At 71.6% G+C, this 24,135-nt stretch carries 23 protein-coding genes; 12 read left to right on the plus strand and 11 right to left on the minus strand.

From position 1 onward, the window contains the following. Positions 1 to 13 precede the first annotated feature (13 nt). Positions 14 to 751 carry a ZIP family metal transporter gene (locus OHA64_RS11050; RefSeq protein WP_405611619.1) on the minus strand — a complete coding sequence of 246 codons (738 nt, stop codon included), beginning with the start codon at positions 749 to 751 and terminating at the stop codon, positions 14 to 16. 83 nt (positions 752 to 834) lie between these two features. Here OHA64_RS11050 and cobM point away from each other — a divergent pair, with 83 nt between their 5' ends. From cobM to cobC, 6 genes are read left to right on the plus strand one after another with little or no spacing between them, the layout of a single operon-like run. Further along, positions 835 to 1,653 carry a precorrin-4 C(11)-methyltransferase gene (cobM, locus tag OHA64_RS11055; protein WP_405611622.1) on the plus strand — a complete coding sequence of 273 codons (819 nt, stop codon included), beginning with the start codon at positions 835 to 837 and terminating at the stop codon, positions 1,651 to 1,653. Further along, the gene (gene cbiE / locus OHA64_RS11060; protein WP_405611625.1) at positions 1,650 to 2,966 is read left to right on the plus strand and encodes a precorrin-6y C5,15-methyltransferase (decarboxylating) subunit CbiE; all 1,317 of its coding nucleotides are present in this window, start codon (positions 1,650 to 1,652) and stop codon (positions 2,964 to 2,966) included. The genes cobM and cbiE overlap by 4 nt, the downstream gene beginning before the upstream one ends. Continuing rightward, complete coding sequence (gene cobJ, locus OHA64_RS11065) at positions 2,963 to 4,666, plus strand: precorrin-3B C(17)-methyltransferase (RefSeq protein WP_405611628.1); 1,704 nt, start codon at positions 2,963 to 2,965, stop codon at positions 4,664 to 4,666. The genes cbiE and cobJ overlap by 4 nt, the downstream gene beginning before the upstream one ends. Further along, the gene (locus OHA64_RS11070) at positions 4,663 to 5,253 is read left to right on the plus strand and encodes a precorrin-8X methylmutase (RefSeq protein ID WP_405611631.1); all 591 of its coding nucleotides are present in this window, start codon (positions 4,663 to 4,665) and stop codon (positions 5,251 to 5,253) included. Before cobJ ends, OHA64_RS11070 begins: the two co-directional genes overlap by 4 nt. Beyond that, positions 5,250 to 6,176 carry a sirohydrochlorin chelatase gene (locus OHA64_RS11075; RefSeq protein ID WP_405611634.1) on the plus strand — a complete coding sequence of 309 codons (927 nt, stop codon included), beginning with the start codon at positions 5,250 to 5,252 and terminating at the stop codon, positions 6,174 to 6,176. The genes OHA64_RS11070 and OHA64_RS11075 overlap by 4 nt, the downstream gene beginning before the upstream one ends. Then, complete coding sequence (cobC, locus tag OHA64_RS11080) at positions 6,166 to 7,227, plus strand: Rv2231c family pyridoxal phosphate-dependent protein CobC (RefSeq protein WP_405611637.1); 1,062 nt, start codon at positions 6,166 to 6,168, stop codon at positions 7,225 to 7,227. Before OHA64_RS11075 ends, cobC begins: the two co-directional genes overlap by 11 nt. Here cobC and OHA64_RS11085 read toward each other — a convergent pair. The 9 genes from OHA64_RS11085 to OHA64_RS11125 form a co-directional block, all read right to left on the minus strand. Continuing rightward, on the minus strand, positions 7,175 to 9,121 hold the full coding sequence (locus tag OHA64_RS11085) for a DUF2264 domain-containing protein (protein WP_405611640.1): 1,947 nt from the start codon (positions 9,119 to 9,121) through the stop codon (positions 7,175 to 7,177). The two genes, cobC and OHA64_RS11085, sit on opposite strands and share 53 nt — an antisense overlap. A 113-nt stretch (positions 9,122 to 9,234) precedes the next feature. Next, on the minus strand, positions 9,235 to 10,296 hold the full coding sequence (locus tag OHA64_RS11090) for a LacI family DNA-binding transcriptional regulator (protein WP_405623933.1): 1,062 nt from the start codon (positions 10,294 to 10,296) through the stop codon (positions 9,235 to 9,237). A 60-nt stretch (positions 10,297 to 10,356) separates the two neighbouring features. Beyond that, positions 10,357 to 12,006 (minus strand): sugar ABC transporter substrate-binding protein, encoded by a 1,650-nt coding sequence (locus OHA64_RS11095; RefSeq protein ID WP_405611643.1) that lies wholly within the window; start codon positions 12,004 to 12,006, stop codon positions 10,357 to 10,359. A 56-nt stretch (positions 12,007 to 12,062) separates the two neighbouring features. Beyond that, the gene (locus tag OHA64_RS11100) at positions 12,063 to 12,962 is read right to left on the minus strand and encodes a carbohydrate ABC transporter permease (protein WP_405611646.1); all 900 of its coding nucleotides are present in this window, start codon (positions 12,960 to 12,962) and stop codon (positions 12,063 to 12,065) included. After that, entirely contained in the window at positions 12,959 to 13,813 is an 855-nt protein-coding gene (locus OHA64_RS11105) for an ABC transporter permease (protein ID WP_405611649.1), read from the minus strand. Before OHA64_RS11105 ends, OHA64_RS11100 begins: the two co-directional genes overlap by 4 nt. 661 nt (positions 13,814 to 14,474) lie before the next feature. Continuing rightward, on the minus strand, positions 14,475 to 15,566 hold the full coding sequence (locus tag OHA64_RS11110; protein ID WP_405611652.1) for an amidohydrolase family protein: 1,092 nt from the start codon (positions 15,564 to 15,566) through the stop codon (positions 14,475 to 14,477). 87 nt (positions 15,567 to 15,653) lie between these two features. Continuing rightward, a complete protein-coding gene (locus tag OHA64_RS11115; RefSeq protein WP_405611655.1) occupies positions 15,654 to 16,463 on the minus strand; it encodes an amino acid ABC transporter ATP-binding protein in 810 nt (269 codons plus the stop codon). Continuing rightward, on the minus strand, positions 16,460 to 17,293 hold the full coding sequence (locus tag OHA64_RS11120; RefSeq protein ID WP_405611658.1) for an amino acid ABC transporter permease: 834 nt from the start codon (positions 17,291 to 17,293) through the stop codon (positions 16,460 to 16,462). Before OHA64_RS11120 ends, OHA64_RS11115 begins: the two co-directional genes overlap by 4 nt. Positions 17,294 to 17,297: 4 nt before the next feature. After that, on the minus strand, positions 17,298 to 18,173 hold the full coding sequence (locus tag OHA64_RS11125; RefSeq protein ID WP_405611661.1) for a transporter substrate-binding domain-containing protein: 876 nt from the start codon (positions 18,171 to 18,173) through the stop codon (positions 17,298 to 17,300). A gap of 172 nt (positions 18,174 to 18,345) precedes the next feature. Here OHA64_RS11125 and OHA64_RS11130 point away from each other — a divergent pair, with 172 nt between their 5' ends. Continuing rightward, entirely contained in the window at positions 18,346 to 19,446 is a 1,101-nt protein-coding gene (locus OHA64_RS11130) for a pyridoxal-phosphate-dependent aminotransferase family protein (protein WP_405611664.1), read from the plus strand. 101 nt (positions 19,447 to 19,547) lie between these two features. Here OHA64_RS11130 and OHA64_RS11135 read toward each other — a convergent pair whose 3' ends face one another. Further along, on the minus strand, positions 19,548 to 19,874 hold the full coding sequence (locus OHA64_RS11135; protein WP_405611667.1) for a hypothetical protein: 327 nt from the start codon (positions 19,872 to 19,874) through the stop codon (positions 19,548 to 19,550). A 159-nt stretch (positions 19,875 to 20,033) separates the two neighbouring features. Between OHA64_RS11135 and OHA64_RS11140 the strand changes: the two genes are divergently transcribed. From OHA64_RS11140 to thpD, 5 genes are all read left to right on the plus strand, one after another. Further along, positions 20,034 to 20,567, plus strand: a complete 534-nt coding sequence (locus OHA64_RS11140; RefSeq protein ID WP_405611670.1) for a DinB family protein — start codon at positions 20,034 to 20,036, stop codon at positions 20,565 to 20,567. Positions 20,568 to 20,895: 328 nt separating this feature from the next. After that, a complete protein-coding gene (gene ectA, locus OHA64_RS11145) occupies positions 20,896 to 21,414 on the plus strand; it encodes a diaminobutyrate acetyltransferase (protein ID WP_405611673.1) in 519 nt (172 codons plus the stop codon). A 57-nt stretch (positions 21,415 to 21,471) separates the two neighbouring features. Next, positions 21,472 to 22,743: a diaminobutyrate--2-oxoglutarate transaminase gene (ectB, locus tag OHA64_RS11150; RefSeq protein WP_405611676.1), complete on the plus strand. Its 1,272-nt coding sequence runs from the start codon at positions 21,472 to 21,474 to the stop codon at positions 22,741 to 22,743. 55 nt (positions 22,744 to 22,798) lie between these two features. Continuing rightward, on the plus strand, positions 22,799 to 23,203 hold the full coding sequence (locus OHA64_RS11155) for an ectoine synthase (protein WP_356777138.1): 405 nt from the start codon (positions 22,799 to 22,801) through the stop codon (positions 23,201 to 23,203). 7 nt (positions 23,204 to 23,210) lie between these two features. Then, positions 23,211 to 24,122 carry an ectoine hydroxylase gene (gene thpD / locus OHA64_RS11160; RefSeq protein WP_405611680.1) on the plus strand — a complete coding sequence of 304 codons (912 nt, stop codon included), beginning with the start codon at positions 23,211 to 23,213 and terminating at the stop codon, positions 24,120 to 24,122. The last annotated feature ends 13 nt before the right edge of the window (positions 24,123 to 24,135 follow it).

Consider the following 24,135-nt stretch of genomic DNA (forward strand, 5'->3'; position numbering starts at 1 on the left):
AAGAACCACGGGGTCAGCCCGCGACTCCGACCACGAGCCAGATGAACGCCACCCCCGCGATCGTGCACAGCAGGGTCGAGCGGGCGGGGTGGTCGTGGTGGGCCTCGGGGAGGATCTCGGCGGCCGCGAGATAGAGGAGCGCGCCGCCGAAGAAGCCGAGATAGCTGCCGAGCACCCCCTCCGGGATCGTGAACAAGAGCGTGGAGGCCGCGCCCGCGACCGGGGCCGCCGCGTCCGCGAACAGCATCGCCAGGGCTCGGCGGCGGGCGTTCCCGTACAGACTCGTGATCGTGTACGTGTTGAAGCCGTCCGCGAAGTCGTGGGCGACGACGGCCAGCGCGACCGCCGCGCCCATGCCGCCGCCGACCTGGAAGGCCGCGCCGATCGCCACGCCGTCCATGGCGCTGTGACCGACCATCGCGGCCGCCGCCGTCAGACCCACCTCGGGGGCCCTGCCCTCGTGAGAAGCGCCGTCCTCGGCGCCGTGCGCGGCCTGCCGGCCGGCGAGCAGGCGTTCCACCATGTGGGCCAGCAGGAATCCGGCCACGAACAGGAGCAGGGCGGCGGGGACACCGAAGACCTCGGTGCCGGCCGCGTCCAGCGCCTCCGGCATCAGGTCCAGGCCGACCACGCCGAGCATCAGGCCGCCGGCCAGGCCCAGCACGAGATGGCGGCGGTCGGTCACCCGCAGTGCCGTCCAGCCGCCCGCCAGCGTCATCAGGAACGCGCCGAGCGCGACGAAGACCGCCATGTGCCCTTGGTATCCGATCAGGGCCCACTCACGCACCTCCGACCCCAGCAGCACTGAACTTCCGTACGAGAGGACCCGAACCCATGGCCGATGCCCCCACCGGCAAAGTGACCTTCGTCGGTGCCGGCCCCGGCGCCGCCGACCTGCTGACGATCCGTGCCGCGCGTGCCATCGCCGACGCCGACGTCGTGATCTGGGCGGCCAGCCTGGTCCAGGCGGAGGTCCTCCAGCACGCGCGCGAGGGCGCGGAGATCCTCGACTCGGCGACGATGTCCCTGGAGGACGTGGTGGCCGTGTACGAGCGGGCCCTGGCGCAGGGCCTGCGCGTGGCCCGTATCCACTCCGGCGACCCCGCCCTGTGGGGCGGTACGCAGGAGCAGCTCGACCGGTGTGCCCGGATCGGCATCGCGACCGAGGTGATCCCGGGTGTCTCCGCCTTCTCCGCCGTCGCGGCGCTCGCCGGGCGCGAGCTGACCATTCCGGAGGTCGCCCAGTCCGTCGTGCTCACCCGGCTCGGCGGCGGCAAGACGCCGATGCCGCCCGGGGAGGAGGTGCGGGAGTTCGCCAAGCACGGCACCACGATGGCGATCTTCCTGTCGGCCGCGCGCAGCGGGCAGCTCGTGCGGGAGCTCCTTGAGGGCGGCTACCCGACCAGCACACCGGTCGTCGTCGCCTACCAGGCGACCTGGCCGGAGGAGCTGATCGTGAAGTGCACGATCGGCACGCTGGAGGAGACGGTCAAGGAGCACAAGCTCTGGAAGCACACCCTGTTCCTGGTCGGCCCGGCACTCGACGCCGAGGGCACCCGCTCGCACCTCTACCACCCCGGTCACTTCCACGGCTACCGCAAGGCCGACCCTCAGGCCCGCAAGGCCCTGCGCGCCAGGGGTGCCGGCACGTGAGGGACCGTCCGATCACCGTCGTCGGTACAGGGACGGGGGCGCCGCTGCCGCCCGACGCCGCGGCCGCCGTGGCCGGGGCGGGCCTGGTCGTGGGCGGCCGACGCCATCTGGCCGCCGCCCCGGTGACCGCGGACGCCGAGCAGGTGGTCCTCGGTGCGCTGGCGCCGGCCCTGGACACCATCGAGCGATATCTGGACGACGAGCGGCAGCCGGACGGCGAAGAGCATCCGGACGGCGAGCCGCATGAGCCGCGCCCTGACCGGCCGGGCCCGGTGGTCGTGCTGGCCTCCGGCGACCCCGGGTTCTTCGGGATCGTCCGGGTGCTGGCGGAGCGGTTCGGCGCCGAGCGGCTCGACGTGCGGGCCGGTGTCTCGTCCGTCGCCGCCGCCTTCGCCCGCCTCGGGCTGCCCTGGGACGACGCGGTCGTCGTCAGCGCGCACGGGCGCGAGCTGCGGACGGCGGTCAACGTGTGCCGGGCCCGGCCGAAGGTCGCCGTGCTGACCGGGCCGGGCGCGGGGCCGGCGGAACTGGGGGCCGCGCTCGGCTCCGCCGCGCGGGTCCTGGTGGTCGCCTCCGCGCTCGGCTCCGAGGAGGAGCGGGTGGAGCGGGTGACACCGGCCGAGGCCGCGGCCCGGGACTGGGGATCGTCGGTGAACGTCGTGCTGTGCCTGGACGAGGCACGGGCGCTCGGCGCTGTGCGTACGGTCGCCGGACCGCCCGCCGGACCCGCCGGATGGGCCCTGGCCGAAGAGGACTTCGCGCACCGCGACTCGATGATCACCAAGTTCGAGGTGCGGGCACTGGCCCTGGCCCGGCTCGGGCCCCGCCTCGGCGACCTGGTCTGGGACATCGGCGCGGGGTCCGGGTCGGTGGCCGTGGAGTGCGCGCGGTTCGGCGCGGCCGTGACCGCGGTGGAGAAGACCGGCGACGGGGCCGGGCGGATCCGCGCCAACGCAGCCGCGCACGGCGTCGACGTGCGGGTGGTGCACGGGGCGGCGCCGACCGTGCTGTCCGGCCTGGACGATCCCGACGCGGTGTTCGTCGGCGGCGGAGGGCGCGAACTGCCCGCCGTCGTCACGGCGTGCGCGCGGCGGGCCCGGCGGACCGTCGTCGTCGCGATGGCCGCGCTCGACCGGGTGCCGGCCGCGCGGGCCGCGCTCACCGACGCCGGCTTCGACTGCGACGGGGTGCTGTTGCAGTCGTCCCGGCTCGCGCCGCTGCCGGGGGACGTGACCCGGCTCGCGGCGACGAATCCCGTTTTTCTGCTGTGGGGCGTCCGGCCCCCGGCACGGCCTGAAGGAGCAAATCAGTGATCGGCCTCATTTCCGCCACCGCGGCAGGCGCGGCCGCGCGGGACCGGCTGGCCGCGGCCTGGCCGGACCGGACGCGCGTGTACGAGGGCCCGGTGGGGGACGCCGTACGGGCCGCGTTCGCCCAGTGCGAGCAGCTCGTGTGTTTCCTGGCGACGGGGGCGACGGTCCGGCTGGTCGCGCCGCTGCTGGGCGACAAGGCGTCCGACCCGGGCGTGGTGTGTGTCGACGAGGGCGGCCGGTTCGCCGTGTCGCTGGTGGGCGGGCACGGCGGCGGCGCCAACGAACTCGCCTGCGAGGTCGGCGAGTTGCTGGGTGCGCACCCCGTGGTGACGACGGCCACGGACGCGGTGGGGGTGCCGGGGCTCGACACCCTCGGGTTCCCGGTCGAGGGGGATGTGGCCGGAGTGTCGCGGGCCCTGCTCGACGGCGAACCGGTGGCTCTGGAGGCGGACTTCGGCTGGCCTCTTCCGGCCCTCCCGGTCACCGCGGAAGGGGCGTACGTGATCCGGCTGACGGATCGTCTGGTCGAACCCGCCGAGCGTGCGGTCGTGCTGCGTCCGCCGTCCCTCGTCGTCGGCGTGGGCGCCTCCAGGGGCGCCCCGGTGGAGGAGGTGCTGGGGCTGGTCGAGGCCGCGTTGCGGGACGCGGGACTGTCGGCCCGTAGCGTCGCCGAACTCGCCACCGTCGACGCCAAGGCCGAGGAGGCCGGGATCGTCGAGGCGGCCGAGCGCCTGGGCGTGCCTCTGGTGACCTACTCGGCACCGGAGTTGGCCGCCGTGCACGTGCCCAACCCCTCCGACGCGCCGCTCGCCGCCGTCGGCACCCCGTCCGTGGCCGAGGCCGCCGCGCTCGTCGGTGGGGGTGAACTCCTCGTCCCCAAGCGGAAGTCGGCGGCGGATCCCGCCATGGCGACCTGTGCCGTCGTACGACGGCCCGCACGTGGCCGGCTCGCGGTGGTCGGGCTCGGACCGGGCGCCCGGGACCTGCTCACGCCCCGCGCCAAGGACGAACTGCGGCGTGCCTCCGTGCTCGTCGGGCTCGACCAGTACGTCGACCAGATCCGCGACCTGCTGCGACCGGGCACCCGGGTCCTGGAGTCGGGGCTGGGGGCCGAGGAGGAGCGGGCTCGGACGGCCGTCGAGGAGGCCCGCAAGGGGCAGGCGGTCGCGCTGATCGGCAGTGGGGACGCCGGCGTGTACGCCATGGCCTCCCCCGCTCTCGCGGAGGCCTCCGACGACATCGACGTGATCGGCGTACCGGGCGTCACCGCCGCCCTCGCGGCCGCCGCGATCCTCGGCGCCCCGCTCGGCCACGACCACGTGTCCATCAGCCTCTCCGACCTGCACACGCCGTGGGAGGTCATCGAGCGGCGGGTGCGGGCGGCGGCCGAGGCGGACATCGTCGTGACGTTCTACAACCCGCGCAGCCGGGGCCGCGACTGGCAGCTGCCGAAGGCGCTCGCGATCCTCGCCGAGCACCGGGAGGCGACGACGCCGGTCGGTGTCGTGCGCAACGCGTCGCGGCCGGACGAGTCCGCCCGGCTGACGACCCTGGCCGACCTGGACCCGGCGACGGTCGACATGATGACGGTCGTGACCGTGGGCAACACCGCGACCCGGCGGATCGCCGGGCGCATGGTGACGCCGCGCGGCTACCGCTGGCAGGAGAGCCCTCGGGACGCGCAGGAGGAGGCCAGGTGAACCGTGTGGTCCACCCGATCGAGCAGGAGTCCTTCCGGCGGCTGCGCGCGCGCCTGGACACCTCGCACTTCCCGCCGCTGACGCGGGCGGTCGTGGAGCGGGTCATCCACTCCGCGGCCGACCTGGAGTACGCGAACGATCTCATCATGGCCGAGGACGCGCTGGAGAAGGCGCACGCCGCGCTGCACGCCGGGGCGCCCGTGGTCGTGGACGTGGAGATGGTCGCGGCCGGGATCACCCGGCGGGAGACCGTCTGCCGGCTCAGGGACGCCGAGTCGGGGCCCGGGCTGACCCGTTCGGCCCACGCGATCCGGCTGGCGTACGAACAGGTCGGCCCGGGCGCCCTGTGGGTGATCGGCAACGCCCCCACCGCTCTGGAGGAGTTGCTGACCCTGGACGCCTCTCCCGCGCTGGTCATCGGCCTGCCCGTCGGTTTCGTCGGCGCGACCGAGTCCAAGGCCGCGTTGCGGGAGAGCGGACTGCCCGCCGTGAGCAACGTGTCCGAGAAGGGCGGTTCGGCGGTCGCCGCCGCCGCGCTCAACGCTCTGCTGTACCACCCCGATTCGCATCCCGAGGAGCAACAGTGACCACCCCGCCGCCCGCCCTGCTCATCGCCGGCCACGGCACCCGGGACGACGCCGGAGCCGAGGCGTTCCGCGACTTCGTACGGCGCCTGGGCAGCCGCCACCCCGAACTTCCCGTCGCGGGCGGCTTCATCGAGCTGTCCCCGCCGCCGCTGGGCGACGCGGTCGCCGAGTTGGTGGAGCAGGGGGTGCGCCGGTTCGCCGCCGTACCGCTGATGCTGGTGTCCGCCGGACACGCCAAGGGGGACATCCCGGCGGCGCTGTCCCGGGAGAAGGAACGGCACCCGGGGATCTCGTACAGCTACGGCCGCCCGCTGGGCCCGCACCCCGCGCTGCTGAGCGTGCTGGAGCGACGGCTGGACGAGGCGCTCGGCGGGTCGGTGCGCACGCCCGCCGACCGGGCCGACGTGACCGTGCTGCTGGTGGGGCGCGGTTCCACGGATCCCGATGCGAACGCCGAGGTGCACAAGGCGGCCCGGCTGCTGTGGGAGGGGCGCGGCTACGCGGGCGTGGAGACGGCGTTCGTGTCGCTGGCGGCGCCGGACGTGCCGAGCGGCCTGGACCGGTGCGCGAGGCTCGGGGCGCGGCGGATCGTGGTGCTCCCCTACTTCCTGTTCACCGGGATCCTGCCGGACCGGGTGCGGCAGCAGACGGAGGGCTGGGCGGCGGCGCACCCGGAGGTCGAGGTACGGTCGGCCGATGTCATCGGTCCGGAGCCGGAGTTGCTGGATCTGGTGTGGGAGCGGTACGAGGAGGCCGTCAAGGGCGACCTGCGGATGAACTGCGACTCGTGCGTGTACCGGATCGCGCTGCCCGGCTTCGAGGACAAGGTCGGGCTGCCGCAACAGCCGCACTTCCACCCGGACGACGACCACCACCACGGGCACCACCAGCACGGAGGACACACACACTCCCATGCGCACTGAGGGACATGACCTACGCCACCACGGCGACGCCGAGGTGCGTGACGCCGGCTCGGCGGTCGTCGACCTGGCCGTGAACGTACGCGCCGACACCCCGCCCGTGTGGCTGCGGGAGCGGATCGCCGAGTCGCTGACCTCTCTCGCCGCCTATCCGGACGGGCGGGCGGCGCGGGCGGCGGTGGCGGCGCGGCACGGGCTGCCGGTGGAGCGGGTGCTGTTGACGGCGGGTGCCGCCGAGGCGTTCGTCCTGCTCGCGCGTGCCCTGAAGGTTCGCCGGCCGGTCGTGGTGCATCCGCAGTTCACGGAGCCGGAGGCGGCGCTGCGGGACGCCGGTCACCCGGTCGACCGGGTGCTGCTGCGGGAGGAGGACGGTTTCCGGCTGGATCCGGCGGTCGTTCCGGAGGACGCCGACCTGGTGGTGATCGGCAACCCGACGAACCCGACGTCCGTGCTGCATCCGGCCGCCGCGATCGCCCGACTGGCGCGTCCCGGGCGGACGTTGGTGGTGGACGAGGCGTTCATCGACGCGGTGCCGGGCGAGCGGGAGGCGCTGGCCGGGCGGACGGACGTCCCCGGCCTTGTGGTGCTGCGCAGCCTGACCAAGACGTGGGGGCTGGCCGGACTGCGGATCGGTTACGTGCTGGCCGAGCCCGAGACCGTGGTGGAACTGGAGCGGGCCCAGCCCCTGTGGCCGGTGTCCACGCCCGCCCTCGCGGCGGCTCAGGCGTGCGTCTCGCCGCGGGCGCTGGCGGAGGCGGGCCATGCCGCCCACCGCGTCGCCACCGACCGGGCCCATCTCGTGGCGGGCCTGGAGGAGTTCGGCGCCGACGGGCTGCGGGTGGCGGGGCCCGCCGAGGCGTCGTTCGTCCTGGTTCGACTGCCGCACGCCCTCGCCGTACGACGGCATCTGCGCGACCTCGGGTTCGCGGTCCGGCGCGGGGACACCTTCCCGGGGCTGGACGAGCGGTGGCTGCGGCTGGCGGTACGGGACCGGGTGACCGTCAACTCGTTCCTCCAGGCGCTGGACCGGGCGATGGCTCTCGCGCAACGCTGAGCCCAACTACCACCCGCTCCCGTGTGCCGTCCGGGAAGCGGATCTCCACGGTGCCGTCCTCGGCGACCGACGCGCCCGCTCCGGTACGCAGCGCGTCCGGGTCCGCGCTGAGCACCACGAGGGTGACCAACAGCCTTGCGCCGTCGGCCAGTTCGAGCTGAGGTGTCGCCGAGTGGCGCCCGACGGCGTTGGTGCCGAGGGACGTCGCGACCGTTCCTTGGGCGCCGTCCCATCCGTACAGGCCGGTGATCGCGCTGCTCAGGCCGTCCGCGCGGCGGGCAGATGCCCGGCTCGGGCCGGTTTCGGCGACCGGCGGCGCGGTGTCGTCGGCGACCGCCCAGCCGCCTTCGCGGACCGGAGTTCCGGGCGGGACGTCGAGGCGGTGGACCCGCACCTCCCACGGGCCGTGGACCACGCTCACCGTCTCGACGCGGTGCCCCCGCGCCCGGTGCCAGGAGGCGGCACGCCCGCCCGAGGCGCCGAGCGGGTGGATACGGCCGCGGGGGGACGGCGTGCCGTCGGGGGCCAGCAGGGCGATGTGGTTGTCCGCACCGGTGCTCGGGGCGCCCGGGGTTTCGGGGGCCGTCGCGCTGGAGTATGCGAACCGGGCGTAGTGCGGGCTCTCCTCGGCGGTCGCCGGCGGGGGCGGGAACCGGTCACTGCCGTGGTTGACGAGGCGTACGATCCCGTCGGCGGCGGTGGAGTGCAGGAGCCAGCCGGGGGCGGGCAGGGCCAGGCGTACGTCGGCCGTGTCCACCGGGGAGGGCTCCTCGGGTGCCGTCCACACCGGGTGGTTCTCCGGCAGGAGCAGGCCGAGGAAGGCCTTGCTCGCCCAGTACGGGGAGGCGGGGCCCGAGTAGCGCTGGGTGACGGGGAGGAAGGGGCGGTACCAGCCGAGGGTGAGCAGACCGCGCTCGTCCGGCACGCCTCGCTCGGCGAAGTGCTTCAGCGCACCCGAGGCGAGGCGGCGGGCACGGCCCGGCGGTAACGGGGAGGCGTCGGCGAGGGCGCCCGCCCACAGCGGTGCGGTGGTCGCGAAGCGGTAGGTGAGGGAACGGCCCTGGTGCACCGGGGCGCCGTCGGAGCCGAAGAAGTGCTGGTGGACGGAGAGGAACTCACGCAGGCGGGCGCGGTGCCGGGCCACCGTGGCGGGGTCCGCGCGCGGCCCCGCGATGCGTGCCCACAGCACCGGGTACAGATGCAGCGCCAGGGCGTTGTAGGAGTCGAACTTGCGGCCGTCGCCGTCGGTGTACCAGCCGCCGCCCCGGTACCAGTCGTCCAGGCGGGCGAGCCCGGCGTCGATCTCGGCGCGGCTGTGCGGGGCGCCGACGGAGGCCAGGAACTCCTCCGCGATGACCTGGAACAGGCGCCAGTTGGAGTCGTTGACGTCGGCGCCGACGAACCCGCCCAGCCAGTCGGCGACCTGGTCGCGTACCCGGTCGTCGAGGTGATCCCACAGCCAGCGGCGGGACTCGTGCAGGGCGATCGCGATGGACGCGGCCTCGACCATGGGCTGGGCGCGGTCGGTGATGGGCGGCCAGCGTTCGTCGCCGCGCGGGTCGGTGCCGGCGGCGAGTCCGGCCGCGTACCGCTCGATGAGGGCGGGGCCGACGCGACCGCCCGAGCCCGCGATGCGGAAGGCGGCGAGGAGGAAGGAGCGGGCGAAGCCCTCCAGGCCGTCCGACCAGGGCCCGGAGTGGCTGGCCGGCCCGGGCAGCCGGTACTGCGCGAACCCCGGGGAGGCGTACGGCAGCAGCCCGTCGAGGAGGCGGTCGGCGATCGCCTCCCAGTGGGCGCGGGTCCAGCCGGTGATCGGCGAGAGCAGCGGGTCGGGTGCGGGAAGGTCGGGAAGGTGCGTCGGGTCGTCGGGCAGCGACACATGCGGCGCGGTCATACGGGGCTGAATCCTCCGTGTCGGTCAGATGGCGGCCAGTGCTGCGGCGCCCCTACAGGGACGTGGGGCCGCATCCATGTGCGGCTCCCCCCGGGGGCGCGAGCAGCCACAGGTCACCCGCAGTGGCCCGACGGCCTCGGCGGCGCGGCGACACTGCGGCGAACGACGATGTGCGTCCCCAGCAGATGGTGGCTCGCGGCGGCGTTGTCGGGGTCCCGCAGGGCGATGCGTACCGCGGCGCGGCCGAGTTCCTCGGCGGGGGTACGAACGGTGGTGAGGGGCGGGTTGAAGTCCTCCGCGAGCGGAATGTCGTTGTAGCCGACGACGGAGATGTCGTCGGGGACGGTGAGCCCCGCATCGGCGATCGCGCGCAGCGCCCCCGCGGCGACCATGTCGTCGCCGGCGAAGACAGCCGTGAACTCCCTTGTCTCCTTGAGCAGTTCGGCCATAGCCCGCAGGCCGGCCGCACGGCCGAGCCCGCAGTCGACGACCTGCGCGGCCTCGGGTGGCAGGCCATGTTCGGCGAGCGCGGCCCGGTAGCCGGTGACGCGGGCGTCGAGCGCGGTGTTCCCGGGCAGCCCGCCGAGGAAGACGATCCGGCGATGACCGGCCGACAGCAGGTGTCCGGTGATCGCCCGCGCCCCCGCCTCGTTGTCGAACTCGACCACCAGTGCGGGGATGTCGGGATCGGGCGCGGGTCGCCCGCACAGCACCAGCCGGGCGCCCGTGGAGTCGAGGGCCTGCGCGTAGTGGGCGACGCGCTCCCGGTAGGCGTCGTCCTCGACGACCCCGCCGACCAGGATCACAAGGCGCGCGCCCTCCTCCCGCATGAGCTGCACGAACTCCATCTCGCGCTGCGGGTCCCCGCCGGTCGCGCCGACCACGCACAGCCAGCCCCGGTCGGCGGCCTCCGCCTCCACGCCCTCGGCGACCTGGGCGTAGAACGGGCTGGTCACCTGGCGGACGACGACCGCGGCCATCTTGCGGCCGCCGCCGACCAGGGCGCGGGCGTGCGCGTTGGCGACGTAGTCGAGGTCGCGGGCGGCGCGCAGCACGCGGGCCCGGGTCGCGGCGGGCACCGGGTGGTTGCCGCTCAGGGCGCGGGAGGCGGTCGCCATCGACACGCCCGCCCGCTCGGCGACATCCCGGATCGTGACCCGCCGCTTGGACTCCATGTCGCTCCCCATCCCCCGCGTCTCCTCTTCCACCGGCACCCGCCGTCCACCGGTACCCGGTCACGTGTTGGCGTCGTAGTCCTTCGCGAACTCCTCGGCCATTCTGTCGCCGCCCCGGGAGCGCCACTTCTTGACCGCCCCGTCCCACTCCGACAGCGGGACGCGACCGGCGACGATGCCGGTGACAGTGTCCTCGAGCAGCGCCTTCAGTGTCGTGCCCTGGGCGTTCTTCGTCCGGGACTGCAGGCCGTAGGAGGCGTTGCGGATGGCGTGCGGGACGGTCTTGATCTGCCAGGCGTGCAGCGCCCGTACGGCGTCGGGCATGCCCGGCACGAACAGCACCTGGGGGCCTTCGGCGAGGTACTTCAGCGGCAGGTTGACGTTGTTCTCCACCTCGCCGAGCTTGGTGGGCTGCGGTGAGCCGTCCTTGCCGCGGGTGAAGTGGGTGCCCTCGACGCCGTAGTGGACGAGCTCCCACTCCTTGCTGCCGAAGGGGGCGGCGAGGTAGTCGAGGATGCGCAGCAGCAGTTCGACGCGTTCCTTCTTCGCCTTCTTCAGCACGGTGTAGCCGAAGGAGCGGCGGGCGGCGACGATGCCGCCGGGCTCACCGCCGACGCTGTACGGCAGCGCTGCGGCCGGGGTCAACTTGCCTTTCGACTCACGGTACTTGGGCAGGTAGGCGCCGAAGCCGTCCTGCATGGAGCCGACCGTGCCGTTGTAGTAGAGGGTGGTCAGGTCGATCTGCGAGATGGACGTGGCGTCCGGATGGTAGGAGCCCGCCTTGCGCAGTCCGGCCTGGAAGGCGATGGCCGCCTTGAAGCGTTCGTCGGCCCAGCCCGGCTGGAAGGTGCCGTCCTTGGTGACGGCCCACTCCTGGGGCGCGTTGTGGGCGGCGGAGTGCACGCCGTTGCCGAAGAGGGAGCCCTGGGCGGCGCCGAGCGCGTACGTCCGTCCGCTGGTCGCCCGCTTCGCGACGGCGGCGAAGTCGTCGGCGGTCCAGCCGTCCTTCATCCCGGCGTCGGCGAACATGCCCTGGTTGAGCCAGAGGGTGGAGCCGGGAAGCGGGCGTTCCAGGGGGATGCCGTAGATACGGCCGCCGATGCGGCCCATGTCGCGCCAGGCGTGGGTGGGGATGTTCGCGAGGTTCGGGTAGTCGGTGATGGCCTCGCCGGACAGGTGCGACGTGAGGTCCTCCGCGCGCCGCTGCACGAACTCGGCCTCGCGCGGCAGGACGAACCCGGAGAAGAGGTTGATGATGTCCGGCAGGGTGTCGGCGTCGCCGGCCATCACGGTGGCCATCTTCTTCTGGTAGTCGGCCTGGGAGACGACCGTGTACTCGATCTTCACGCCGAGGGCCTTCTCGACGGCCGCCCAGAAGTGGTTCGCGGAGGCGGGCTTGGGCGGGGTGCCGAAGGAGACCGACATGACCTTGACGGTGGATCCGTCGCCGGGCGTGCGAGCGACGGACTTGACCAGGTCGGAGGGGTAGGCGGAATAGCCGGCCTGGACACCGGCGTCGGTGGGGGCCAGGTCCGGCTTGGGACCGGTGGCGGGGCGGTACGCGGGCCAGGGGGCGAGCTTCTTGCCGGCGTTGGAGACGTCGCTGTCGCCGGAGCTCGTGGAACAGGCGGTCAGCAGGGTGGGCGCGGAGACTGCGGCGCCGACCGCGGCAGCGGAACGCAGCAGGGTACGGCGGGAGATGCTGGGCATGAGCGGATGACCTTTCTGGACACGGCTCTTGACGGCCTGTCAGCTCTCGGGACGGGTCAGCTCTTGATGGCGCCGGTGAGCACGCCCTTGGTGAAGTACTTCTGCAGGAACGGATAGACGAGCAGGATCGGCACGGTGGCGATCACCAGCACCGCCATCTGCACCGTCTGCGGGGCGGTGACCGTGCCCTCACCGGTCGTCGCGTCGGTGAGTCCGGAACCCGCCACCACGTAGGTGCGCAGGACCTGTTGCAGGGGCCAGTGGTCGCTCTCCAGGTAGAGCGAGGCGTAGAACCAGGAGTTCCAGTAGGCCACCGCGTAGAACAGCCCGACCACGGCGAGCGCCGCCTTGGACAGCGGCAGGACGATCGAGACCAGTACCCGCCAGTCCCCCGCCCCGTCGAGCCGGGCGGCCTCGTACAGCTCCTCCGGGATGCCCTGGAAGAAGCCGCGAAGGACGACGAGGTTGAACACGTTCACCAGGACGGGCAGGACCAGCGAGGCGTAGTTGTCCAGCAGGCCCAGCTCCTTGACCAGCAGGAAGCTGGGGATCATGCCGGGCGGGAAGAGGAACGTGAACAGGATCAGCAGCAGCGCGGGCCGGGCGCCGAAGACGCCGGGGCGGGACAGCGCGTAGGCGAGGGTCACCGTGCACACGAGGCTGAGCAGGGTGCCGACGATGGTGACGCCGGCGCTGACACCGAGGGCGTGGGTGACGATGCCGCCTTCGAGGATGTCGCGGTAGGCGTCGAGTGTGGGATCGGTCGGCCACAGCACCCAGCCGCCGTTGGCCACGACCTCGTCGGTGGAGGCCAGCGAGGTCGACACGATGACGAGGAACGGCACGCAGACCAGCAGCACGACGGCGACGAGCGCGAGGGCTTTGGCGGCCTGGGTGAGCGGCTTCGGCTTCTCCAGCCAGCCGGGCCGGACAGCGGTGCGGGTGCGGGCACTCACTTGTAGACCCCCTGTTCGCCGAGGCGGTGGGCGACCTTGTTGGCGGCGTAGACGAGGAGGGCGCCGATGACGCCCTTGAACAGGCCCGCGGCGGCGGCGAATCCGTAGTCGCCGCCGACGATGCCCTGGTAGTAGACGAAGGTGTCGATGATCTCGGCGGTCTCGGGGCCGACCGCGTCGCGCTGGAGCAGCATCTGCTCGAAGCCGACGGAGAGGATGTCACCGAGCCGCATGATGAGCAGCAGCACGACCACCGGGCGGATGGCGGGCAGGGTGACGTGCCAGAAGCGCCGCCAGGGGCCCGCGCCGTCGATCGCGGCGGCCTCGTACTGCTGCTCGTCCACCTGGGCCAGCGCGGCCAGGAAGATGATCGTGCCCCAGCCGGCGTCCTTCCAGATGACCTGGGCGACCACCAGCGGCTTGAAGGCGTCGGGGTTGCCGATGATGTCGACGCTTTGCAACCCCATGCCGTCCAGCGAGGAGTTGAGCAGGCCGGTGTCGCCGAGCAGCTGCTGGAAGAGGGCGACGACGATCACCCACGAGATGAAGTGCGGCAGATACGCCACCGACTGCACGAACCGGCGCACCGAGCTCCAGGTGAGGCTGTGCAGGAGCAGGGCGAGGCCGAGCGGCACCGGGAAGTAGAAGACCAGCTGGAGGACGGCGATCCAGACGGTGTTGAGGACGGCGGCCCAGAACTCCCCGTCCTCGAACATCCGCTGGAAGTTGCCCGGGCCGACCCAGGGGCTGCCCCAGAGACCGTCGAAGGGGACGTACTCCTTGAAGGCGATGACGTTGCCGACCAGCGCTCCGTAGTGGAACAGCAGGAAGTAGGCGAGGCCGGGCAGCATGAGCAGAAAGAATGCACGCCCTTGAAAACGTTTTCGCTTCGGATGCGCGCCACCGGTTGGGTGAGGAGTTACGTCAACCTCCTCTGTACCTGCATGTTCCCGCAGTACTGCGGCCACGGGTCCCCCTCATGTCTCGAAGTCGGAGTGAGGGGAAGTTAAAACGTTTTCATCGCGCCGTCAACAGCCCTGACACACAAGGACTGTTGACGGCGGAGATCCTGAACCGGTCAGCTCCTGCCGCGTCCCGCCGCCGCGACGGACTCTCCACCCGCGATGACCAGGGCGATCACCTGGCCCGCCGGGTACGGGGTCATCGAGCCGACGCCGGTCAGGCCAACTCCGTTTCGGTGGGGGCGCCTTGAGGGGTCACGCCGATGGCCGGAGCGTCGGCGGGGCGGGGGCGGCGCGGCGTGACGGGGACGGCGCGCGCATGGCGGGGACGGCGCGCGTGACGGGGGCATTCGAAGACGCCTGTAGATGCCTCGCGGGTCGCCTTCGCCGGACTGGCCCGTGGCGTGCCAGGATCCGGTCGCGCCATCGGGCGGGAGGCCGTCGTCACGGGGCGGCTGTCGCACCGGGCGGCCGTCACACCTGGCGGCCGTCGTCACGGGGCGGCCGTGGTCACGGCGAGGCCGTCGTCACCCGCCGGTTGTCGTCGTCTCTAGCCCGCGACCCGCCCGTTCACCACCACCCGCGACGGCGCCCCCAGCACGCGCACATCCGTGCGCGGGTCCTGTTCGTACACCACCAGGTCCGCCGGCGCTCCCTCCGTCAGCCCGGGTCGGCCCAGCCATGTGCGGGCGCCCCAGGCCGTCGCCGAGAGGGCGTCCAGGGGTGGGATCCCGGCGGTCACCAGTTCCGCCACCTCGGCGGCGACCAGGCCGTGCGGCAGGGTGCCGCCCGCGTCGGTGCCGACGAAGACCGGGATGCCGGCGTCGTAGGCGCCCCGGACGGTGTCGTAGCGGCGTTCGTGGAGCCTGCGCATATGGGCGGACCAGCGGGGGAACTTGGCCTCGCCGCCGTCGGCCAGCTTCGGGAACGTGGCGATGTTGACCAGCGTCGGGACGATCGCGACCCCGCGGGACGCGAACAGGGGGATCAGCTCCTCCGTGAGACCGGTCGCGTGCTCGATGCAGTCGATGCCGGCCTCGACCAGGTCCCGCAGGGAGTTCTCGGCGAAGCAGTGGGCGGTGACCCGGGCGCCGAGGCGGTGCGCCTCGGCGATGGCCGCCTCGACCGCCCCCCGCGGCCAACTGGGCGCCAGGTCGCCGAGGTCACGGTCGATCCAGTCGCCCACCAGCTTCACCCAGCCGTCACCGCGCCGCGCCTCCCGGGCGACGTACGCGACCAGGTCCTCCGGTTCGATCTCGTGCGCGTAGCCCCGGATGTAGCGGCGGGTGCGGGCGATGTGCCGGCCCGCACGGATGATCTTGGGGAGGTCCTCGCGGTCGTCGACCCAGCGGGTGTCGGAGGGCGAGCCGGCGTCCCGGATGAGCAGGGTCCCCGCGTCACGGTCGGCGAGCGCCTGCTTCTCCGCCACGTTCTCGTCCACGGCCCCGCGCGGGCCGAGACCCACATGGCAGTGGGCGTCGACCAGGCCGGGCAGCGCCCAGCCCTCCACGGTACGGACGTCACGGGCGCCGACGGGGCGGTCGTAGGAGATCCGGCCGTCGACGACCCACAGGTCGTCGCGAACGTCCTCGGGCCCGACCAGGACCCGGCCCTTCACGTGCAGTACCGCGTGATCGCTCATGCCCTGCACCTTAATGAGCGGCCCGGGCGGTCAAGGCCCCCAGGTGGTGGTCCCGCGCACGCGGGGGTCGGCGCCCGCCCGGGCCGCTCAGCCGTCGTCGTCGGCGGCGGCGTCGTCGTCGGCCTTGTCCGACGGCGTCGACTCGACCTCGGCCATCGCCGGGTCGAGGAGGCGGGAGAGGAAGTGGCGGGTGCGGTCGTGGCGGGGGTTGCCGATGACCTGTTCCGGGGTGCCGTCCTCGACGACCGCGCCGCCGTCCATGAAGACGACCCGGTCGGCCACCTCGCGGGCGAAGCTCATCTCATGGGTGACGACCATCATCGTCATACCCTCGTCGGCGAGCATGCGCATCACCGCGAGGACGTCCCCGACGAGTTCCGGGTCGAGCGCCGAGGTCGGCTCGTCGAACAGCATCACCTGGGGGCCCATGGCGAGTGCGCGGGCGATCGCGACCCGCTGCTGCTGCCCGCCGGAGAGTGAGGAGGGGTAGGCGTCCGCCTTCTCGGCGAGACCCACCCGCGCCAGGTTCTCGGCGGCCACCTTCGCGGCCTGCGCCTTGCCGCGCCCGAGCACCCGGCGCTGCGGCAGCGTGAGGTTCTCGGTCACCGTGACGTGCGGGAAGAGGTTGAACTGCTGGAAGACCATGCCGATACGGCGGCGTACGGCGTCGATGTCGACGTCCGGGTCGGTGAGTTCGGCACCGCCGACGAAGACCCGGCCCTTGGTGGGTTCCTCCAGCAGGTTCACGCACCGCAGCAGGGTCGACTTGCCGGACCCGGACGGGCCGATCACACAGACGACCTCGCCCTGGCCGATCTCCAGGTCGATGCCACGCAGGACCTCGTTGTCGCCGAAGGACTTGTGCAGGCCCTGGACCTGGATCTCCGGTCGGCTCATTTCACGGCCTCCTGGGCCTTCGCCTCCATACGGCGTACGACGAAGCCGAGCGGGATCGTGACCAGCAGGTAGCACAGTCCGGCGACGAGGATCGGCGTGGAGTTGGCGGTCGTACTGGCCAGGTCCCGGCCGTACTTGGACAGTTCGCGTTCCTCCAGCGTGACGCCGAGGAACAGCACCAGCGAGGAGTCCTTGAAGAGCAGGACCAACTCGTTGGTCAGCGGCGGGAGGATGATCCGGAACGCCTGCGGGATGACGATCGAGACCATCGCCCGCGCGGGTGAGAAGCCCAGCGAACGGGCCGCCTCCAACTGCCCCTTGGGCACGGCCTGGATGCCCGCGCGGATCGTCTCCGCCATGTACGCGGCGGCGACCAGGCCGAGCGCGAGGGCGACCTTGCCGTAGGTGCCGCCGATGATCTCCGTGCCCGGGAAGGCGAGGGGGACTGCGACACCGATGAAGATGAAGATCAGCAGGGCGGGCAGGCCGCGGAAGATCTCGATGTACACGCCGGCGAACCAGCGGTACGGGCCCACCGACGACAGCCGCATCAGGGCGATCAGCATGCCGAGCACGAGTCCGACGACGAAGCCGGACAGCGTGTAGAGCACGGTGTTCTTGAGCGCCAGGGTGATGACGTCCGGGAACATCTGCTCGGCGATGTCGGCCTGCGCGAACTGGTTCTTCAGCCGTCCCCAGTCCGCCGAGACCGCGAAGGCGATCACGGCGGCGACGAAGACGACGTACTGGGCGCCGCGCGACAGAGTGCGCTTCTGACGCCGGGTCAGGCCCTTTTTCCTGGGCTGGAGTGGTACGTCCGTGTCAGTCATGGGGTCAGGACGCGGACGGGGAAGCGGACGGGGAGGCGGCGGACTCGTCGTACGGGCCGATCCACTTCTCGTACAGCTTCTTGTACGTGCCGTCCGCCTTGGCGTCCGCGAGCGCCTTGTTGACGGCGGCCAGCAGCTTGGCGTTGCCCTTCTTCACCGTGAAGCCGTACTGCTCACCGGTGTTGAGGTTGTCGACGACCTTGTAGGCGTCGGCGGTGGCCTTGGTCTTCAGCCAGCCCTGGACGACCGGGTAGTCGATGACGACCGCCTTGACCTGACCGGTGCGCAGACCGTTGAGGACGGCGTCGGAGGACTCGAAGGAGACCGCGTCGAAGCCCTGCTTCTTGACGTAGTCCTCGCCGGTGGTCTGCGCCTGGGCGCCGAGCTTCACGCCCTTGGACTTCACGTCGGCGAGGGAGTTCACGCCGGCCTTCTTGTCGACCAGGACGGCCTGGGTGGCGTCGAAGTACGGGTCCGAGAAGTCGACGTTCTTCTTGCGCTCCTCGGTGATGGTCATGCCGGCCGCGGCGAGGTCGCACTGGCCGGCGTTGAGGAAGGCGCCGGTCTTGAAGTTCTCGAACGGCGTGTCGAGGATGTCCTGCTTCACGCCCAGGTCCTTGGCGACCAGGTCGACGAGGGAGACGTCGAAGCCCTGCACCTTGCCGTCCACCTCCGACTGGAAGGGCGGGTACGGCAGATGCGTGCAGGTGGTGAGCTGACCGCCCTTGACCAGTTCGACCCCGCCTGCGGCGGTCTTGGAACCGCTGCCTCCGTCGTCGGTGGAAGTACAGCCGGAAGCAGCGGCAGCCAGGAGCACCAGCCCGGCCGTCGCGGTGGTGGCGGCCAGGACGCGGGTCCGGCGCCCGATGAGCGTGTTCACGGCGGGCCTTCCTAGGGGGGACTAAGGGTTCGATTATAAGGAGAAGTTTGAGTCTCTCAAACCAAAACGATGGTCACGCGGCTGCCCGACCTAAGAAGTAATCGGTCGGAGGTGGACGAAAGGTGCCGGTTACCCTCGTCTCGTCTACCCCGAGAGTGAAGAGAGCACCCCCGTGACACATCCGTTTCTGGACCTGGCCCCGTTGACCGCGGCGCACTTCGCGTCGATCGAGGACCGCGTGGCGCGGCTGTTGAGTACCAGGCAGGACGTGGTGATCACGCAGGGCGAGGCGCTGCTGCCGCTGGAGGGCGCGATCCGTTCCGCCGCCGGGCCGGGCACCACGGCCCTCAACGTCATCACGGGCCCTTACGGGCAGACCTTCGGCGACTGGTTGCGCGACTGTGGCGCGACCGTGATCGATCTGGCGGTGCCGTTCCACACGGCGGTCGGCGCCGAGCAGATCCGGGAGGCCTTCGCCGAGCACCCGGAGATCGACTTCGTCTCCCTGGTGCACGCGGAGGCGGCGACCGGCAACACCAACCCGGTCGCGGAGATCGGAGACGTCGTACGACGGCACGGTGCCCTGTTCTACCTGGACGCCGTCGCGTCGATCGGGGCCGAGCCGGTGCTGACGGACGCGTGGGGCGTGGACCTGTGCGTGATCGGGGCGCAGAAGGCGATGGGCGGGCCCGCGGGTGTCTCGGCGGTGTCGGTGAGCGAGCGGGCCTGGGCCCGGATGGCGGCGAACCCCGGGGCGCCGCGACGGTCGTACCTCTCGCTGCTGGACTGGAAGGACCGATGGCTCGACGGCGGCCGGAAGGCGCTGCCGCACGCGCCGGCCCAGCTGGAGATGCTGGCGCTGGAGGCGTGTGTCGAGCGGATCGAGTCGGTGGGTCTTGACGTGGTGATGGACCGGCACCGTCGTGCCGCCGAGGCGACCCGGGCGGGTGCGCGGGCGCTGGGCGGAGGCATCGAGCCGTATGTGCACGAGGACCGTGAGGCCGCGCCGGTCGCCACGACCCTGCGGGCGCCGTCGGGAGCGGTGGCGTCGGAGTTGGTGGCCCGGGCACTGACGTCGGACCCGGCGGTGCCGTTGGTCGCGGGCGGGGGCGCTCTGGCCAAGGAGATGATCCGGGTCAACCACTACGGGGTGGACGCCACACCGGGAGCGGTGCGGGCGAGCCTGGCGGCACTTGGGGGCGCGTTGCGGGAGAACGGCCTGGGCGTGGATGTGGAGGCAGCGTTGCGAGCGGCCGAGGGTGCTTGGCGGTAGCCCTCGGTAGGGGGTGAGGGTGCGCGGCGGCAGCCCGCGGTAGGGGTCGAGGATGCGCGGCAGTAGCCCGCCCGGCGGCCGAGGATGCACGGCCACAGCCGTCAGTCGCGGTCGAGCGCTCGGCGGTGGTTGCCGGCGGCGGTCGGGATGCGGGGCCGCAGTCGTCGGCCCGGGTCCAACGCTCGGCAGCAGTCGCCGGCGCCGGTCGGGAAGCGCGGGCACAGGCCTCGGCGCAGGTCGAGTGCTGCGCGGTAGTCGCCGACGGCAGCCGGGACGCCCGCCCGCAGGCCTCGGCCCGGGTCGAGCACTCTGCGGCAACAGCCGTCGGCAACGCTCCAGCCCTCGGCCGCAGTTGCCGACGGCGGTCGGACTACGCGGCCGCAGGCCTCGGCGACGGCCGAGCACTCCGCGGCCACAGCCGTCGGCAACGCTCCAGCCCTCGGCGGCCGTTACCGACGGCAGCCGGGATGGCTCGCCCGCCGGCCCCGGCGACGGCCGAGCACTCCGCGGCAGTCGTCGGCCGCGCCCCCGGGGGCCTCGGCCGGAAACGCCGGACAGGTGGAAAATCCCCGTGCCATGCTCGCTCCATGACCACCGACACCAACTCACCCCTCACCCTTCCCGACGGCCGCCCCATCCCCCTCATGACCGGTGAGGAGCGGCCCATGCTGGAGAGCTGGCTCGCCTTCCACCGGGCCACGCTGGAGCTGAAGTGCGCCGGGCTGGACGACGTGCAGGTGCGGACCGCCTCGGCCGAGCCGTCGTCGCTCACCCCGCTCGGGCTGGTACAGCACCTCGCCGAGGTCGAGCGGAACTGGTTCCAGCGAGTGGCCGCGGGACTGGACGTTCCGCCGGTGTACGGGAAGGGGAACGGGTACGTCCTCGATCCCGGGCGGGGTCTCGACGAGGCGCTCGCGGTGTGGAGGCGCGAGATCACCCGGGGGAACGAGGTGTGCGCGGGACTGTCGCTGGACGACACCGGGCGGATCGCCGACGGGCCGATGGCCGGTCTGGAGGTCAGCCTGCGCTGGGTGTACGTCCACATGATCGAGGAGTACGCGCGGCACAACGGCCACGCGGACATCCTCCGGGAGCGGATCGACGGAGTGACCGGAGTCTAATTCCGGATTAACTCCCGGCGTAATATGGGACACATTAGAGAATGCATTCGCGAACAGCTTCCCGTATTCTTCTGCCCGCTTTCACTCGACCTAAACGCAAAGATTCTGCGAACGCCGAAGGGCGCAATTCGGGTAGATCTCGTGATGGTTACACGGCTGTGACGCGTTACACATCGTGATGCATTTGCCCCTTATCTGACGATCAAACCAGTCGATAAGGGGCCATGTTCGGGCGCCCGTACGCGCCCGCGTGATAACACAGATCGCGCCCGTACGTAACCCCCCGCGGCGATGCATTTTTCAATTTCCCTCGGTAAATTCAATTCGCATGACTGCCGCACAAGCAGACCTGCAAATCGACCGTCCGTCGGTGGCGGACGGCGCCGCGCTGTGGCGGATGGCCAGGGACTCGAAGGTCCTCGACCTGAACTCGTCCTACAGCTATCTGCTGTGGTGTCGTGACTTCGCCGCCACCTCGGCCGTGGCGCGCGACGAGCACGGTGAGCCGGTCGGCTTCGTCACCGCCTACGTCCGGCCGGACCGCCCGGACACCCTGCTCGTCTGGCAGGTGGCGGTGGACGAGTCGCACCGCGGCCGCGGGCTCGCCGCCGCCCTGCTGGACGGGCTGGTCGCACGGACCGTGACCGAGCGCGGGCTGACCACCGTCGAGACCACCATCACGCCGGGCAACACCGCCTCCGAGCGCCTGTTCACGTCGTTCGCCGAGCGCCACGGCGCCCGGCTGGAGCGCGAGGTGCTGTTCGAGACGGCCGTGTTCCCCGACGGGCCGCACGACCCCGAAGTGCTCTACCGCATCGGGCCGCTGTCCCGCACCCCCTCCGCCTGACCCCTGTCTTCGCCTGACCACCGCCGCTGCACCCCACGCAACGAGGAGCGATTCGTCGTGACCATCACCCAGCCCGACCTCAGTGTCTTCGAGACCGTCGAGTCCGAGGTACGCAGCTACTGCCGCGGCTGGCCCGCCATCTTCGACCGTGCGCAGGGCAGCCGCATGTACGACGAGGACGGCCACGAGTACCTGGACTTCTTCGCCGGAGCGGGGTCACTGAACTACGGCCACAACAACCCCGTCCTGAAACGGGCGCTGATCGACTACCTGGAGCGCGACGGCGTCACGCACGGGCTCGACATGTCGACCACCGCCAAGCGGGCCTTCCTGGAGTCCTTCCAGAACCTGGTCCTGCGGCCGCGCGACCTGCCCTACAAGGTCATGTTCCCGGGCCCGACCGGCACCAACGCCGTGGAGGCCGCGCTGAAGCTGGCGCGGAAGGTGAAGGGGCGCGAGTCGATCGTGTCGTTCACCAACGCCTTCCACGGCATGTCCCTCGGCTCGCTCGCCGTGACCGGCAACGCCTTCAAGCGGGCCGGGGCCGGCATCCCGCTGGTGCACGGCACGCCGATGCCCTTCGACAACTACTTCGAAGGCACGGTGGAGGACTTCCTCTGGTTCGAGCGGCTCCTGGAGGACCAGGGCTCGGGCCTCAACAAGCCCGCCGCGGTGATCGTGGAGACCGTGCAGGGCGAGGGCGGCATCAACGTGGCGCGCCCGGAGTGGCTGCGCGCGCTGTCCGAGCTGTGCGAGCGGCAGGACATGCTGCTCATCGTCGACGACATCCAGATGGGCTGCGGGCGGACCGGTGCCTTCTTCTCGTTCGAGGAGGCGGGCATCACGCCCGACATCGTCACCGTCTCCAAGTCCATCAGCGGCTACGGCCTGCCCATGTCGCTGTGCCTGTTCAAGCCCGAGCTGGACATCTGGGAGCCGGGCGAGCACAACGGCACCTTCCGCGGCAACAACCCCGCCTTCGTGACCGCCACCGCCACGCTGGAGGCGTACTGGGCGGACGGGTCCGTGATGGAGAAGCAGACCCGCGCCCGCGGTGAGCAGATCGAGCAGGCCTTCATCTCCATCACCGAGGAGAACCCCGCCGACGTGAAGGAGTACCGGGGCCGCGGCCTCGTGTGGGGCCTGGAGTTCCACGACAAGGACCGGGCCGGACGGGTCGCGAAGCGGGCCTTCGACCTCGGCCTGCTCATCGAGACGTCGGGCCCGGAGAGCGAGGTCGTGAAACTGCTCCCGGCGCTCACCATCACGCCCGAGGAACTGGACCAGGGCCTGAGCGTCCTGGCCCGGGCCGTCCGCGAAACGGCCTGATCAACACCAGCACGACCGACACATCCGTCATCCATCTAGGAGGCATCGCAGCACCGTGATCGTCCGTTCGTTCAAGGACATCGAAGGCACCGACCGGCACGTGAAGGCCGAGTCCGGCACCTGGGAGAGCAAACGCATCGTTCTCGCCAAGGAGAAGGTCGGCTTCTCCCTGCACGAGACGACCCTGTACGCGGGTACGGAGACGTCGATGTGGTACGCGAACCACATCGAGGCCGTCGTGTGCGTCGAGGGCGAGGCCGAGCTCACCGACGACGAGACCGGGCAGAAGTACACCATCACGCCCGGGACCATGTACCTGCTCGACGGCCATGAGCGGCACACGATGCGGATCAAGGAGGACTTCCGCTGCATCTGTGTCTTCAACCCGCCCGTGACCGGACGGGAGGACCACGACGAGAACGGCGTCTACCCACTGCTCACCGAGCCCGAGGAGGTGTGACATCACCATGACCGCCACCACGCACAGTCCCAGTGCCTCGGTCACGGACCTCTACCCCAGCCGCGGCGCCACCGAGGTGGCGATCCCGCGCCAGGACCCGGTGGTGTGGTCCGCGCCCGGCGCGGTCGGCCCGATTCCCGGCCCCGACCTCCAGTCGTTCGAGCGCGACGGTTTCCTCGCCATCGACCAGCTCATCGGGCCCGACGAGGTCGACGTGTACCACCGGGAGTTGGAGCGGCTCGTCACGGATCCGGTGATCCGCGCCGACGAACGCTCGATCGTCGAGCCGAAGTCGCAGGAGATCCGGTCCGTCTTCGAGGTGCACAAGATCAGCGAGGTGTTCGCGAACCTCGTGCACGACGAGCGGATCGTCGGCCGGGCACGGCAGATCCTCGGCTCGGACGTGTACGTCCACCAGTCGCGGATCAACGTCAAGCCGGGCTTCGGCGCCAGCGGCTTCTACTGGCACTCCGACTTCGAGACCTGGCACGCCGAGGACGGTCTGCCGAACATGCGGACGGTCTCGGTGTCGATCGCGCTCACCGAGAACTACGACACCAACGGCGGCCTCATGATCATGCCGGGGTCGCACCGGACGTTTCTCGGGTGCTCGGGGGCCACCCCGAAGGACAACTACAAGAAGTCCCTGCAGATGCAGGACGCGGGCACGCCGTCCGACGAGGCGCTGACCAAGATGGCCTCCGACTACGGCATCAAGCTGTTCACCGGCAAGGCCGGTTCGGCGACCTGGTTCGACTGCAACTGCATGCACGGATCGGGCGACAACATCACGCCGTTCCCGCGCAGCAACGTGTTCATCGTGTTCAACAGCGTGGAGAACAAGGCCGTCGAGCCGTTCGCGGCTCCGGTGCGGCGACCGGAGTACATCGGCGCGACGGACTTCACTCCGGTGCGGTAGGTCGAGTTCGGCC

Source organism: Streptomyces sp. NBC_00076, from assembly GCF_045041235.1.
Taxonomy (GTDB): Bacteria; Actinomycetota; Actinomycetes; order Streptomycetales; family Streptomycetaceae; genus Streptomyces.

Bases quoted from the DNA above. Each gene is read 5' to 3' on its own strand.
- OHA64_RS11085 (WP_405611640.1), bottom strand. From the start codon at position 9,121: ATGACCGCGCCGCATGTGTCGCTGCCCGACGACCCGACGCACCTTCCC.
- thpD (WP_405611680.1), top strand. From the start codon at position 23,211: ATGACCGCCACCACGCACAGTCCCAGTGCCTCGGTCACGGACCTCTAC.
- OHA64_RS11120 (WP_405611658.1), bottom strand. From the start codon at position 17,293: ATGACTGACACGGACGTACCACTCCAGCCCAGGAAAAAGGGCCTGACC.
- OHA64_RS11115 (WP_405611655.1), bottom strand. From the start codon at position 16,463: ATGAGCCGACCGGAGATCCAGGTCCAGGGCCTGCACAAGTCCTTCGGC.
- OHA64_RS11140 (WP_405611670.1), top strand. From the start codon at position 20,034: ATGACCACCGACACCAACTCACCCCTCACCCTTCCCGACGGCCGCCCC.
- cobC (WP_405611637.1), top strand. From the start codon at position 6,166: ATGCGCACTGAGGGACATGACCTACGCCACCACGGCGACGCCGAGGTG.
- OHA64_RS11095 (WP_405611643.1), bottom strand. From the start codon at position 12,006: ATGCCCAGCATCTCCCGCCGTACCCTGCTGCGTTCCGCTGCCGCGGTC.
- OHA64_RS11105 (WP_405611649.1), bottom strand. From the start codon at position 13,813: ATGCTGCCCGGCCTCGCCTACTTCCTGCTGTTCCACTACGGAGCGCTG.
- cobM (WP_405611622.1), top strand. From the start codon at position 835: ATGGCCGATGCCCCCACCGGCAAAGTGACCTTCGTCGGTGCCGGCCCC.
- OHA64_RS11050 (WP_405611619.1), bottom strand. From the start codon at position 751: ATGGCGGTCTTCGTCGCGCTCGGCGCGTTCCTGATGACGCTGGCGGGC.
- ectA (WP_405611673.1), top strand. From the start codon at position 20,896: ATGACTGCCGCACAAGCAGACCTGCAAATCGACCGTCCGTCGGTGGCG.
- OHA64_RS11090 (WP_405623933.1), bottom strand. From the start codon at position 10,296: ATGGAGTCCAAGCGGCGGGTCACGATCCGGGATGTCGCCGAGCGGGCG.
- OHA64_RS11110 (WP_405611652.1), bottom strand. From the start codon at position 15,566: ATGAGCGATCACGCGGTACTGCACGTGAAGGGCCGGGTCCTGGTCGGG.